Origin of the sequence: Actinomyces vulturis, assembly GCF_001687305.1 — a bacterium.
GTDB classification, from domain to species: Bacteria; Actinomycetota; Actinomycetes; order Actinomycetales; family Actinomycetaceae; genus Actinomyces; species Actinomyces vulturis.
On the sequence record NZ_KV700386.1, the window covers coordinates 57,244 to 71,586 of the forward strand.

9 protein-coding genes are annotated in these 14,343 nt (G+C 54.5%); 3 read left to right on the top strand and 6 right to left on the bottom strand.

All coding sequences use genetic code 11. The annotated features are described in order from the left end of the window. The first annotated feature begins 3 nt into the window (after positions 1 to 3). Together A9753_RS03620 and A9753_RS03625 are read left to right on the top strand one after the other, a co-directional pair. Complete coding sequence (locus A9753_RS03620) at positions 4 to 3,495, top strand: bifunctional [glutamine synthetase] adenylyltransferase/[glutamine synthetase]-adenylyl-L-tyrosine phosphorylase (RefSeq protein ID WP_067780532.1); 3,492 nt, start codon at positions 4 to 6, stop codon at positions 3,493 to 3,495. A 98-nt stretch (positions 3,496 to 3,593) separates the two neighbouring features. Then, positions 3,594 to 4,259, top strand: a complete 666-nt coding sequence (locus A9753_RS03625; RefSeq protein ID WP_245637352.1) for a histidine phosphatase family protein — start codon at positions 3,594 to 3,596, stop codon at positions 4,257 to 4,259. 236 nt (positions 4,260 to 4,495) lie between these two features. Here A9753_RS03625 and glnA read toward each other — a convergent pair whose 3' ends face one another. The 4 genes from glnA to lipB form a co-directional block, all read right to left on the bottom strand. Continuing rightward, positions 4,496 to 5,920, bottom strand: a complete 1,425-nt coding sequence (gene glnA / locus A9753_RS03630; RefSeq protein WP_067780539.1) for a type I glutamate--ammonia ligase — start codon at positions 5,918 to 5,920, stop codon at positions 4,496 to 4,498. A 197-nt stretch (positions 5,921 to 6,117) separates the two neighbouring features. Then, positions 6,118 to 6,840: a DUF4191 domain-containing protein gene (locus tag A9753_RS03635; RefSeq protein ID WP_067780542.1), complete on the bottom strand. Its 723-nt coding sequence runs from the start codon at positions 6,838 to 6,840 to the stop codon at positions 6,118 to 6,120. A gap of 67 nt (positions 6,841 to 6,907) precedes the next feature. Then, positions 6,908 to 7,918: a lipoyl synthase gene (lipA, locus tag A9753_RS03640; RefSeq protein WP_067780548.1), complete on the bottom strand. Its 1,011-nt coding sequence runs from the start codon at positions 7,916 to 7,918 to the stop codon at positions 6,908 to 6,910. Between the two features lie 160 nt (positions 7,919 to 8,078). Further along, entirely contained in the window at positions 8,079 to 8,756 is a 678-nt protein-coding gene (lipB, locus tag A9753_RS03645) for a lipoyl(octanoyl) transferase LipB (protein WP_067780551.1), read from the bottom strand. Positions 8,757 to 8,935: 179 nt separating this feature from the next. Here lipB and A9753_RS03650 point away from each other — a divergent pair, with 179 nt between their 5' ends. Next, on the top strand, positions 8,936 to 10,879 hold the full coding sequence (locus A9753_RS03650; protein ID WP_067780560.1) for a serine/threonine protein kinase: 1,944 nt from the start codon (positions 8,936 to 8,938) through the stop codon (positions 10,877 to 10,879). A 224-nt stretch (positions 10,880 to 11,103) separates the two neighbouring features. Here A9753_RS03650 and sucB read toward each other — a convergent pair whose 3' ends face one another. Beyond that, a complete protein-coding gene (gene sucB / locus A9753_RS03655) occupies positions 11,104 to 12,759 on the bottom strand; it encodes a 2-oxoglutarate dehydrogenase, E2 component, dihydrolipoamide succinyltransferase (RefSeq protein WP_067780563.1) in 1,656 nt (551 codons plus the stop codon). A 34-nt stretch (positions 12,760 to 12,793) separates the two neighbouring features. Then, positions 12,794 to 14,167, bottom strand: a complete 1,374-nt coding sequence (lpdA, locus tag A9753_RS03660; RefSeq protein ID WP_067780565.1) for a dihydrolipoyl dehydrogenase — start codon at positions 14,165 to 14,167, stop codon at positions 12,794 to 12,796. Between the last annotated feature and the right edge of the window lie 176 nt (positions 14,168 to 14,343).

Here is a 14,343-nt window from a genome sequence, read left to right on the forward strand (position 1 = left end):
GTTGTGCTTCCTGATCAGACTCCACGATTTTCACGGACCAGGCTGATCAGAGCGGGTATCACTGAACCGTCGCGTGCACTGCGTGTCCTTGATGATCCAGTGATGGAACCGCTCATTGAGGCATGCGGTGCTGATGGATTCATCGATGCACTTTGCGGACTTAACGATCCGCTTGAAGCACTTTTGTGCTTGGTGCGTTTGGTTCAAACTGAACGAGCCAATGACGTGATTGACGTGATGGCTACGGACACCCCGTTGCGCACCAGACTTCTTCACGTAATTGGAGCCTCACGCGCCCTGGGGGATTTCCTTGTTGCCCACCCTTCCATGATCCAGGCTCTCAGTGACAAGCGCTCATGGGATGCGATCAACGTTCATGAAGCTCTTGCTCATACCGTGGATCTTTCTCGCATTCGCATGGGACTTGAGCCTGCAGGCTTAGGGGTGGTCGATGTGGTGGATGGCGATACCTGGCCACGATGGAACCCCTTACGAGCAGCAGAGGAACTCCGCCTTGCTTACCGTGAGCGTCTCGTGACCATTGTTGCTGATGACTGTACTGCCGAGGATCCATTCGTTAGCGTCATTGAGGTAGCGCACCGTATGGCAGACCTTGTCGATGCCACTCTTAATGCTGCGGTGGAATTAGCGAAATTCGATGTGGCTTCGCGACGTGGCTATGACGTGGTCAGCGAACTACAATTTTGCATCATTGCTCTGGGAAAAACTGGTGCTCAAGAACTCAACTACATCTCAGACGTTGATGTGATGTACGTGGTGAATAGCGCTACGCTCGATGATGATCAATGCCAAGAAATCGGTGCAGATATCGCCCAATCTGTTGCCACATTCTGCTCATCGCCAGGACACGAAAAAGCCCTCTGGCCTGTGGACACGGCACTGCGTCCTGAAGGTAAAGATGGTGCGCTGGTGCGCACCGTGGAATCTTATGCGGCCTACTATCAGCGTTGGGCACAATCCTGGGAATTTCAAGCGTTGCTGAAGGCTCGCCCCTGCGCGGGAGACCTGAGACTTGGCCAAGAGTTTATGGACAAGATGTGGCCTATGGTCTGGCAGGCCAGTTCCCGCGAAAACTTCATTCATGATGCCCGAGCCATGCGCCAGCGTGTGGAAACAGAATCCGCAAGTAGCCGTGGAGATGACTGGCGCATCAAACTGGGGCCCGGTGGGCTGCGAGACGTGGAATTCACCGTCCAACTCCTTCAACTAGTCCATGGACGTACCGATGAGCGTCTCCACGTTCGTTCTACTGTGGACGCGATTAATGCACTTCGCGACGGTGGATATATCTCCCGCGGTGATGCCCACGAATTGGACAACTGCTACCGCCAACTGCGCGCCATTGAGCACCGCGCACAAGTCTTTGGCTTCCGACGTACCCATGATCTTCCTCTTAAGGATGTGGACGTCCGTCGCATCGGCAGAGGCCTGACTCATGGTCGAATGAATGACCCTGACGAACTGCGTAAGTCCTTCCTTGCCATTCGGCGTCGTGTGCGCACCTTGCATGAAGAGATTTACTACAGGCCCCTGCTCACTGTTGCGGCCACGCTTTCCAATGACGAGTTGGCTCTGACGGAACAGGCCGCATGTCAGCGCCTGGAAGCTGTGGGGTACCACGATCCAGATGGGGCACTTCGCCACATCCAAGCCATGACCGAAGGCGTCTCACGTACCGCCACGATTCAAAAACAGTTGCTTCCGGTAATGATCCAGTGGCTTGCTCAAGGCCCAGACCCGGATGCTGGTTTACTGAGTTTGCGTAAACTCAGTGATGAAGTGGGGGGCTCGCACTGGTACATGGCCATGCTCCGTGATTCCTCGCTGGCAGCGCCGCGTCTGTGCCATGTGCTCTCTGGTGCCCCTTGGACTGCCGACCGCCTGGCTGAACGCCCAGAAACCATCGCCTGGCTCGATAACGATGATGACCTCAGCCCACGTAGCCACGAGGCGTTACATGACGAAATCCATGCCATTATTCGCCGTCGAACCCTGGCCGATGATCCCCACGGCTTAGCCCATGACGCGATGGTGTCCATGGCTTCTGTCCGAGCTCGTGAATACACCCGCGCGGCTCTCGGAGACACTCTTGACGGCGTGGAGCCTGAACGTTCCGCCACCATTCTTTCTCCTGCCACTGATGCACTTATTGATGGTGCTCTTCACTTGGCTACAGCACTGGCCATCGCGGAACGCGATGGCCAGGAGGCTCTCACTGGTGGACGCGATGAAACCGGACGCTGGCCGGCACAGCACGCTCGTCACGCTGTCATTGCCATGGGCCGATTGGGGGGTGGAGAGATGAGTTACGCCTCCGATGCTGACGTCCTCTTCGTCTATGAACCTCTTGAGCCTTCGCACGGGCTTGATGAATCTCCTCTTCGTCCAGCAAGCGTTACTGCACAATCGGCTTTGGCTGAGGCCGAAGCCGTTGCCAAATGGACCAAGAAACTACTTGCCACGGGCCCCTACCCACTTGCTATCGATAGCGACGTACGTCCTGAGGGGCGCTCCGGTCCAATCACGCGAAGCGTGGAGAACTATATTGAGTACTACTCCACTCACTGCGCTACCTGGGAAAAGCATGCTTTGATTCGCGCTCGCCACTGCGCCGGTGATGCCTCTCTTGGTCAAACTTTTATCGATGGTATTAACCCTATTCGGTATAACAGCGAGGGGTTGAGTAGTGCTGAACTGCGCGATATTCGTCGCCTTAAAGCTCGGATGGAAGCAGAACGCATCCCCCGGGGTATTCGTCCTGAACGTCACGTCAAACTGGGTCCTGGTGGCCTGACGGACGTGGAATGGGTCGCTCAACTTCTTCAACTGCAGCACGCCGGACAAATCCCCGCTCTTCACACCACCTCAACTATTGAGGCTCTTGACGCTGCTTGCGATCATGGCCTTATTGACCTCTACGCTCGCGATGCTCTGGTTCGTGCCTGGACTATGGCTACGCGCATCCGTAGTGGTGTGGTGCTTGGCGCTGGCCGCGTCACAGGCGCACGTATCGACGCTCTGCCAGAATCCTTGCGCGATGTGCGTATGGTGGGCAGACTCCTTGGCTACGAGGTAGGACGCGAATGGGAACTTGATGATGATTATCTGCGTGCTGCCCGACGAGCACGTTCTTGGGCAGAGGTTCTCATCTACGGACGTTCGCAGATCCCAAAGAAGGACACAACCAACGCTACTGCCGCGAAGAGTCCTTCATCATCTGCACACAACCTTGCCCATACTGCGTATGGTTCCACCCCCAATCTCTCTGCTCCTGGCGAGGGCAGCGCAGACAAGGTGACACGGGCCTCATCTCAGCACGCAACTACTCCCCATTCGGTACACGCAGGGGAACACAGAGACGGTGAGACTAAGGAGCGTGGCGAGTCCACGGCGTCGAAAAAACCGGTACGACGCCGCCCCCGCACCACGACACGACGCGTCCCGTTTGATCCCACGCGCCCCTGGCAATTCTGAAGTAGTCTGCGCTCCTTCCTGAACTGCACACTTGCCGCGTCAGTTCATGCCAACGTCAGTGTTTGCTGTGGCAGAACCCTCCATATCCTAGGCTGAACTTGTCAGCACGAGGGTGGCACAATGACGGTGTGGATCTCATTCTTGTGCGACATGGCCAAACAGACTCCAACCTCGCCGGAGCCCTCGATACAGCAATCCCCGGCGCCCCGCTCAATGACACCGGCCTAGCACAGGCCAAAACACTAGTCGGTACCCTCGCAGAGGATGCCATTGCCTCCCTGTGGGTTTCGCCCATCCAGCGGGCACGGCAAACAATCGCCCCGCTAGAAATCGACCGTGGACTCAAAGCACAGGTACGTGATGGACTGCGCGAAGTGTGCGCAGGAAGCATGGAAATGTCCACCGATACTGAGGATGTTTCCTGCTACATCGACTCCACACGCTCCTGGATGGTAGGCCGCACCGCAGTGCGCATGCCGGGCGGAGATAACGGCCGCATCACATTTGAACGCTTCAACGCTGTGGTTACAGAAATCGCTGAAGAACACGAGCGCACCAACGCTGAAGGAGCCGCACTTATCGTCGCTCACGGAACCATTCTGCGACTATTCACTTGCCTGGGGACCACCGGCGCAGACCCCGCATGGATCTGCAACAACCCCATGGGTAACACTCACGTTACCCGCGTCAGCGGCAACCCCACGGACGGCTGGAAACTTATCAGTTGGAATAACGGCCAGTGGACAGCATCTGCGTCTGCTTGATGCTGTTCGTGGTTTTTCTAGAGTCTGTCTTTGCTCTGGTTTTCAGATAGTAACTTTCGGACATGAAAATGCCCCGTTATCGTCGAAACGATAACGGGGCATTGCTGATTGTAGACGAATAAGCGGTGACTAATCGGTGACTTTCATCGGGTTTCGTCTAGAGACGCACCATGAAAGCAATACTTATAAGAGCGTAATTGCTTATAAAAGTCAGGACCGTGCTCGTCTAGTACCGTCTACATATCGTAGTAGAGCTCAAACTCGAAGGGATGGGGGAGCATCCGCATCGGTTCAATTTCGTTGGCGCGCTTGTAATCGATCCAGGTTTCAATGAGGTCGGGAGTGAACACGTCACCTTCCGTGAGGAAATCGTGATCCTCTTCGAGAGCTTCAAGAGCCTGATCCAAGGTATAGGGAAGTTTCTCGATGTCATGGAACTCTTCGGGAGCCAGTTCGTAGAGGTCCTTATCGATGGGTTCGCGAGGTTCAATGCGGTTACGAATACCGTCGATTCCGGCCATGAGGATAGCGGCGAAGCACAGGTAGGGGTTCGCTGAGGGGTCGGGCACGCGGTACTCAACGCGCTTAGCGTTTGCTGAGGAACCAGTGACAGGGATACGGATGCAAGCAGAACGGTTACGTGCTGAGTACACCAAGTTAACGGGTGCTTCAAATCCGGGAACCAGGCGGCGGAAGGAGTTCACTGAGGGGTTTGTAAATGCCAGGAGAGCCGGTGCGTGAGCGAGAATACCGCCGATGTACCAACGCGCCAGGTCAGAGAGCTGGCCGTAACCGCGCTCATCGAAGAACAGGGGCTTGCCGTCCTTCCACAGGGAGTGGTGGGTGTGCATACCTGAGCCGTTGTCACCCACGATGGGCTTAGGCATAAAGGTCGCGGTTTTGCCTGCTTCCCAAGCGACGTTCTTGATGATGTATTTGAACTTCATCATGTCATCGCCTGCAGCGAGCAGAGAGTTGAAGCGGTAGTTAATTTCCTGCTGACCGCCGGTGCCTACCTCGTGGTGTGCACGCTCAATCTGAAGGCCAGCCTCAAGGCAGACGCGGCTCATCTTGTCTCGCAGATCAGCCATCTGATCATTGGGGGACACGGGGAAGTACCCGGCCTTGAAACGAGTCTTGTAGCCCTGGTTACCGCCATCTTCGTTAGAGCCGGTGTTCCAAGCAGCTTCCTTAGAATCGATGGCGTAGAAGGAACCCTGAGGCTTGGATTCGTAACGGATGGTGTCAAAGAGGTAGAACTCTGCTTCAGCACCGATGTAACAAGTATCGGCAATACCGGTGGAGCGTAAATAATTCTCAGCTTTGGCGGCGATGGAGCGGGGATCGCGGGAGTAAACCTCGTCAGTGAAGGGATCGACGATGGAGAAGTTCATGACCAGCGTTTTGTGATCACGGAAAGGGTCAAGGAACGCGGTAGTAACGTCCGGAACCAATTTCATGTCTGATTCGTGGATAGCGGTAAAGCCTCGGATGGAGGATCCATCGAACATCAGGCCGTCAGTCAGCGCATCGTCTTTAAACGCGCTTACAGGGATGGTGAAGTGCTGCATGACTCCAGGCAAGTCGCAGAAACGTACATCAACGAACTGGACATCTTCTTTTTCGATGTACGTCAATGCTTCAGCAGCATCTTTGAACATTATTTCCTCCATGCTGGGTGGTTCCGTGGAAACCAATAATCATTACGCGGGGAGCACGTATCAGTGAACCGTTCAGATTCAGTAATAACGCTACCGTCTGATCCATGTCATTGCCGTGGCAGACATGTGTCAGTAATGTTTCGTCCCCCAGATCACACAGTGGACCTGGGGGACGATGAGCAAAATTTCAGTGCCGATCAGCGACCGCGCATTGCACGGCGGTTGGGGCGAACAGCATTGGGATCGATGCCTTTAGGAATGGGTAAGCCTTTGGCGCCTAGTGAACGTAGACGCTGAGCAACCTGGACAATTTCCGCAGGAGTCAGTTTCGTAGGCTTAGTGGGAAGGCGACGCATTGTCTTTTCCAGATCAATCAAACGTACCTGGCCTTCGCTTGTTCCTACCTGAAGAGTATGAACCGGAACGGTAGGAATAATACGGTTAACCTTGCGCTTTTCTTCCTGCAACATTTTGGTGGTGCGACTAGAGGGGCCTTCAGCAAGGAGGACCACACCAGGGCGGCCTACTGCGCGCCAGACGATGTCACGAGTCTTGGGGTTGATAGCGCAGGGTTCTTCGTCGATGTTCCAGCCACGACGGATCTGGTCAAGGACAGCTTTGGTTGCGCCGGGGTGGCCCTCAATTTGTGAGTAGGAGGCACGGCGAACTGTCCAACTGAGAATCATCAGGTCAGCAGTAAAACCGATAAGCACACCAAGTAAAGCCCAGTACCACAGAGGTTGCTGAACAGATGCTGCGATGGCAACGCCGAGTGCGACGAAAGCGACGAAGGCACCAAGCATGGCCCAGCCGACCCACGGGAATGTCCTCCGTGAGATGGTGTAGGAGTCTTTAAGGTTGCGGAAGTAGAGCGCTAACTTGCGCTCTTTCTTGGGCTTAGGTGTTGGTTGAGTGCTCACGATGACTAAGAATAGTTCACTTTGGACAAAAGGTGGATTCTATGGGGAGAAGTGAGTGAAGAGGTGCTCAATGGGCGCCAACGAGACTCGTTGCTTCCTGACGGGTTGTGGTGGGGACAGCTAGTTCAGCAAGATGTTCGGGAATAGGCCATCCACGCTTCACCATGGCTCGGCCCCACAAAAGGCCAGCACGGTAGGACGAGCGCACCATTGGGCCACTCATCACTGCAGCGAAGCCAATTTCTTCAGCCAACTTTGACAACTGAATGAATTCCTGAGGCTTCACCCAGCGGTCAATGGGATGATGCAGGGGAGAAGGACGCAGATACTGGGTGATGGTGAGAATGTCACACTTGGCGTTCACCAATGCTTCCATTGCCTGCTCAACTTCATCAGGACGTTCACCCATACCAAGGATGAGGTTGGACTTCGTGACCAATCCAGCCTCAGACGCTGCGGTGATCACTTCCAGGCTGCGTTCATAAGAGAAAGCAGGGCGAATGGACTTAAAGATACGAGGGACAGTCTCAAGGTTGTGGCCGAAAACCTCAGGACGTGAATCGAAAACATCAGTTAGCGCGTCAGGGTCTGCTTTGAAATCGGGGACCAGCAACTCTACGCCGGTACTCGGACTCATTTTGCGGATCTCGCGGCACGTCTGAGCATAGAGCCATGCTCCGCCATCGGGGCGATCATCGCGAGCCACTCCGGTGATAGTGGCGTAGCGAAGTTCCATATCAGCAACGGACTGTGCCACACGGCGAGGTTCATCTTCGTCATACTCGGTGGGGCGACCAGTAGCGATATCACAGAAATCGCAGCGACGAGTGCAGATGTCTCCACCAACGAGGAAAGTTGCTTCGCGGTCATTCCAGCATTCGTAGACGTTGGGGCAATTTGCCTCTGCGCATACGGTGTGGAGTTTCTTTTCGCGGACTAATCCACGCACTTCCTGGTAGGTCTCGCCCACCACCGCGTGGGTCTTAATCCACGAGGGCTTTTTCTCAATAGGAGTCTGTGCGTTACGCGCTTCGACACGTAGAAGTCGGCGCCCCTCGGGGGCTGGCGTAGGAGTCAACGCATATCCTTCCGTGGTTGTGTCACAACGAAGTCATTGGTGTGATGCTGGCTCAGTGTACGTCCTTGACTTGTTCGGAGTGGCAGACGTGCATTGAGGTATTTCTGAGCACTCCTTGTAGTTTAGTCCCCCTCCACGAAGACTGGGACCTCAGACCTACTTAGTGGTGGCGAAGAGGGGTGAGATGAGCGACTAAAGACGAGTACACGGCGTCGGAAACATCATGAATCGTGAGATCCAGGCCAGTTTCCTCCGTAAGAGAAGTCACGCCTGCATCTGTGATGCCACAGGGGATGATGCGCTCTAAATCGAAAGCCGACAGGTCCGGATTAATGTTGAAACCAATTCCGTGAAGGGTCACTGACCGTGCCACTCGCACGCCTAGTGCACAAATTTTCGCTTCGGGTTTTCCATCATGTGCAGGCACCCACACGCCACTGCGTCCCTCAACACGTATCGTGTCGACGTCGTACTGTGCGCACACATCCATCACCGCCTGTTCTAGTGCGCGCACGTAAACGATGACATCAATGGGCATCGCCATCGCGATAATGGGGTAGACCGTCAACTGACCAGGACCATGCCATGTTGTTTTCCCTCCACGGTCCGCATCAATAACTGGAACATCGTGGGGGCCTACTGTCTGGGTGGACGGGCGCTCAGTGGTCTTTGCGCGGCGGCCTACGGTGTACACGGGTTCATGTTCCACCATGATGATGGTCGATTCAGCGCCGTTCATGACATTGGTATGGATGCGTTCTTGAAGATCACGACCTTCGGTGTAGGTCATTCGGCGGTCGGTGAAATCTAAGCACTGCACCGTGTCACTGTAACGCATCGCGGGCAGGCGTTTTGCCCGCTGTGACAAGGCGATGGAATGCGTTCAGTGAGAGGTGAATTGGGTATGGAATGAGTGAGGAGTGGTGAACAAAGGAATGCGTGACAATCAGTAGATGAGTTATCCACAGGTTTACTGACTTTTCATGATGTTTAATGATTGTTGTTCATACTTAATGTATGGCTGATAAAGATATGGATACCTCAACAGATTGTGGTGCAGGGGAAAAACTCGTTATGCGCCATACGGGTGTACCTTCAAAGTGGCCCATGCGGGGCATGGGGATGATTGTTGACGAACGAAAGCGCCGGTTCTGGTGCAGGAATACGTCCGGTCATGAGGCGTGTGATCATCAACCGTCGCAGTTTTCACCATTGAGAAAAGGCCCAATACGTATTGCTGCTCATACTCGCGATCACCTTGAGCGTGAACTCATTGAGTATTACCGAACTGTGTATCCAGATTGTGTTGATTGGGTTTACCCACTTCTTCCACGTCTGGAAAGGCAGGGATTTACTGTCAGCACGGTACTGAGCAGCCGTGCTGATCGTATGGTGTGGTATGCCCGTGACGAGCGAGGTGACTCCTATATCCTGCGAATTCTTACTGTTACTGAAGAAGAAAAGCGGATTTTTCATCGCAGGTATAGCGTCTTGACACGTGTTCGTCATCGCTCATGTGAAACTATTCGTGAGTGTCTAGAACTCTCCCCGAATCACCTTGCGATTGTTAGTGATTACGTTTCGGGAGTCTCTTTACAAACAGTCCTCAAATCGAGGGGATCATTACTCCTTGGAGAACTCTCCACACTGATTGATCAGGTCGCCAGCGCTCTGGCAGCCCTGCATCGCGAATCACTCGTTCATGGAGATCTATCTCCACACAACATCATCTGTACTCCCGATGGCGAGTTACGGCTGATTGATTTTTTCTCTCGGCCCAGTGAAGTCGGTACCCAAGGGTTTTCTTCACCCCAAGTGGAACAGGGACAGCGTCCTACTTGGCACGACGACGTTTACTCTTTAGCTCGTATCGTTCAAGTATGCAGCGACCCTGCTGACTGGGAGTATGACCGTGTGCGGTGGAATGATGCACTTAGCGAATCCCACGGTGATCGGCCATCAGCAATTTCTTGTGCTTTACGGACGATTCCTGGGATTTCACCAATGCCTATTGACGTGCCTGAGCGTGAACTTCTAGCTGCAGAAATGATACGCAGCCAGGCAGCAGCCCCTACACGTGTCAAGCCAATGACAATAAGTGGTACAGGAAGAAAAAGGAAGGCTTTTTGCCCTCGATTACGCATGACTTTGATCATTGTTACGGCAGTGTTTTCAGTGGTTACTGGTGGTGTAGCAGCAGCCCTAGTGACTCATCATGATGAGACTTCTCGTGAACTGTATTCACTTACTCATTCGATCCTTACAAATAGAGACACGCAACACCAAGAGGAGCGCGATTCTCATCGTGCGGATCCTATTTATATTGCTAGCCGCCAACCAGCGTGCCAGGACAGAGGCGAACAGTGCCAGGTTCAGTCGCTTATCCGGAGGTGGTTGGCTGCACGGGACAATGCGCTTCGTGGCACCGATGATAAAAGTTCTTCCCGTCACCATAGCGATTCGTCACTGTCAAATAATGATGATGGCGCTGATTTATGGGGAAAGGTTTTCGCTTTTGAGTGTCCGGCGTCTGCAGTAATCGACCAGGAAAAAACACTTCGTGATCAGTGGGAAGGAATGGCCGCTCAGGGGTTGGTTAGTCGCGTGCTATTTCCGGACGATGATGCGAAAGACTCTGCGGGAAATAGGGAAATGAGTGGATTGGGAATGGTTGAATATGGCCCAGAGGAGAGGGGCGAGGAAACGCTTAATCGTAATTCGTGGGGTAGTGACCAGGGAGAACTTGAGGGTAATGAGGAAATGGCCGAGGACGAACTTATTAGGATGACTACTCGTCTGTCGCATCAGCCTTATACCGTTTTTCGCCTTAGCGATGATCCCTCACAGATGTCATATGACACTGTGCGTACTGTTCCTGCGGTTGATAGTCGTGATGTGCAGGTCATAGTTAAACATCAAGGTGACGGAAGATGGTGCGTCTGGGATGTAGTGTCACCGTGATGAATAAGTCACGTCATTGACTGAAATGTTGATTGTGAGGGTCCTTGAGCATGTGGGAAAAGCAATTAAACGAATGAGGCCTTAATATCATCAAATAGTTTTTATGAATACATGTGGGGGTCCCAGCACAAGTGCTGGGGACCCCCACATGGCGAATTAGCGGTTCATTACGACTGGGAATCACCCGTTGTGGGTGAGGCTTGACTCGTAAGGAACGGGTTCACTCACAGGCCAAGTTCACCGGCGAAGTCAGCCTCTTCGAGGCGCTTCTTCACAGTCATCAAATAACGGGCTGCGTCAGCGCCGTCAACCAGACGGTGGTCGTAAGACAGAGCCAGGTAGCAGACGGATCGGATACCGATGGTTTCGTTGCCATCAGCATCGCGTACCACGCGAGGCTGCTTCACGATCGCACCTAGTCCCAGGATCGCAACCTCGGGCTGGTTAATGATCGGGGTATCGAACAGTGCGCCACCGGAACCGGTGTTGGTAATAGTGAAGGTAGAGCCGGAGAGTTCTTCAGGAGCCACCTTATTGTCGCGGGTGCGTGCCGCCAGGTCGTTGATGGACTTGGCCAGCCCCGGGATATTCATATCACCGGCGTTCTTGACGACGGGCACGAGTAGACCACGAGGAGTGTCAACGGCGATACCGATGTGCTCAACGTCGTGGTAGGTGACGTTCTTGCCATCAATGGAGGCGTTGATCTTCGGGTGAGATTTCAAAGCCTCGGTAGCAGCCTGGACGAAGAAGGGCAGGAAAGTGAGTTTGGTGCCGTTCTTAGCCAGGAAGTCATTCTTGGCCTTGGCGCGCAGAGCAGCAATCTTGGTGACATCAACTTCGACCACGGTGGTCAACTGAGCAGAAGTCTGTAAAGAGTCGATCATTCGCTCAGAGATGACCTGGCGTAGGCGGCTCATCTTCTCGGTAGTGCCGCGCAGTGAGGAGACCTCAACGGCCTTCTTTGCAGGTGCGGCAGCAGGAGCGTTGGCGGCAGGAACAGCGGCGGGAACTGCGGCAGGTGCAGCCTGAGCAGCTTTGGCGGCCTCAGCAGCCTGCTCAACATCCTGCTTGCGGATGCGGCCACCAACACCGGTACCAGTGACGGTCTCAAGGTCAACACCGAGATCCTTGGCCAACTTACGAACGATAGGGGTCACGTAAGAAGCAGATGCGGTGGCGCTTGCTGGAGGAACCGGAGCGGACACGGGAGCAGTGGAAGGAGCAGCCTGGACTGCAGGGGCCTGAACTGGAGCGGCAGGCTGTTCGGGGGCTGCGGGAGCAGAGGAAGTCTGGGCGCCAGGAGCGCCGATGATAGCCAGAACGGTACCGACCTCAACGGTGTCATCTTCAGGGACACGGATTTCGAGAAGTACGCCGGAAGCGGGGGCGGGAACTTCGGTATCAACCTTGTCGGTAGCAACCTCAAGGAGGGGCTCATCAGCCTCAACTTCGTCACCCACGGCCTTGAGCCAGGAACTGACGGTACCTTCGGTGACGGACTCACCAAGGGCGGGCATGGTCACTTCGGTGCCTTCAACAGAACCTGAGGAAGCGACAGGGGCTTCAACAGGGGCAGCCTCCGCGGCAGGAGCGACTTCAGCGGGTGCTTCTTGTGCGGCAGGTGCGGAACCTGCGCCAGAGCCGTCACCGATGATGGCCAGGACGGTGCCGACCTCAACGGTTTCGTCTTCTTCAACCAAAATCTGCTCGATCACACCAGAGATCGGGGCAGGAACTTCGGTGTCAACCTTGTCAGTAGCGACTTCCAGTAAAGGCTCGTCAGCCTCAACATGCTCACCCACGGCCTTGAGCCAGGAGCTCACAGTGCCTTCGGTGACGGATTCGCCTAGTGCGGGCATCTTGACGGATTCAGACATGTGTCTTTCCTACTCTCGTAACTATCTCTAGCGATCAGCCGTGGTTGTGCAGGGCCTTACCTGCCAAAACCATGGCGGCTTCACCGATGGTCTCGTTTTGGGTGGGGTGGGCGTGAACAAGGCTAGCTACGTCATTTGCGTCAGCTTCCCAGTTCACGATGAGCTGGCCTTCACCAATCTGTTCACCCATACGGGTGCCAATGGCGTGGAAACCAACAATGGGGCCATCCTTGAGGCTAACCAACTTGACGAAGCCGGTGGTGCCCAGGATCTGGCTCTTGGCGTTGCCTGCGACGTTGAACTCTGCGGTGGTGATGTTGTCAGCGCCGTGAATTTCTTTAGCCTTTGCTTCGGACAGACCGACAGAGGCAATTTCAGGTTCACAGAAAGTGACTTTAGGGACAAGCACGTCGTCAACAGGTTTGGGATTGAGGCCGGCGATGGACTCGGCAACCTGAATACCCTGGGCGAAACCGCGATGAGCAAGTTGAACGCCAGGAACAATGTCACCCACGGCCCACACACCGGGGATGTTGGTGCGGCAGTAGTCATCGGTGAGGACAAAGCCACGTTCCATAGCAACGCCGACCTCTTCATAACCGAGATTGGCGGTAGCAGGGCCGCGGCCTACGGCAATGAGCATGACTTCAGCGTCGTATGTCTTGCCATCTTGAGTATGGACGCGAACGCCACCATCGACATGCTCGACACGTTCGAACATCGTGGAGGTCTTGAAAGTGATCTTGCGCTTACGGAATGCGCGCTCAAGGGCTTTACTGATGGCTTCGTCCTCATTGGGAACGAGGTGGGGCAGGCCTTCAATGATGGTCACGTTACAGCCTAGGGAAGCCCAGGCGCTGGCAAACTCTACGCCGATCACGCCGCCACCGAGGATAACTGCGGAGGAAGGAACGTGGTCGATTTCCAATGCCTGTTCGCTAGTCATGACAGGACCACCGATTTGCTGACCAATAGTCTTGGAGAAAGAACCGGAAGCAAGGATGACGTTCTTGCCAGTGTACTGTTGGCCGTTAACCTCAACGGTGGTGGGGGAGATGAGTTTGCCCCATCCGGAGATGAAATCAATGCCACGGGAGGAAACTAAGCCTTCCAGACCTTTGTACATCTTGGTGATGATGCTGTTCTTGTATTCGTTGACCTTTGCCATATCAACGCCAAGGTAATCAGCGTTGATACCTAGGGCACTGGCTTCACGAACAGCTGCTGCTGTTTCTGCAGCGTGGAGAACAGCCTTAGTGGGCACGCATCCGCGGTGGAGGCAGGTACCGCCAACTTTATCCGCTTCGATGAGAGCAACCTTGAGGCCGAGCTGAGCACCACGCAGAGCAGCGGCATAGCCACCAGACCCAGCACCCAGAATGACCATGTCGTACATGGATTCAGTCACGAAAAACTCCTCAGTCAAGATGATGACGTTGGTACGGCAGTGGAGCCGTTCCTGGTGCCCATTGTTCCACTTCGAACTGGAATGAACATCCTGATCCTCGCTAATGGGAGGGACAAGAGTCCCCCATGGCCTGTGATAAGAGTCACGAAGAAGGAGTAAAAGGAGTGAGTGGGGGC

Coding starts and splice junctions, on each gene's coding strand:
- lipB (WP_067780551.1), bottom strand. CDS start 8,756: ATGCGTTACAGTGACACGGTGCAGTGCTTAGATTTCACCGACCGCCGA.
- sucB (WP_067780563.1), bottom strand. CDS start 12,759: ATGTCTGAATCCGTCAAGATGCCCGCACTAGGCGAATCCGTCACCGAA.
- glnA (WP_067780539.1), bottom strand. CDS start 5,920: ATGTTCAAAGATGCTGCTGAAGCATTGACGTACATCGAAAAAGAAGAT.
- A9753_RS03650 (WP_067780560.1), top strand. CDS start 8,936: ATGGCTGATAAAGATATGGATACCTCAACAGATTGTGGTGCAGGGGAA.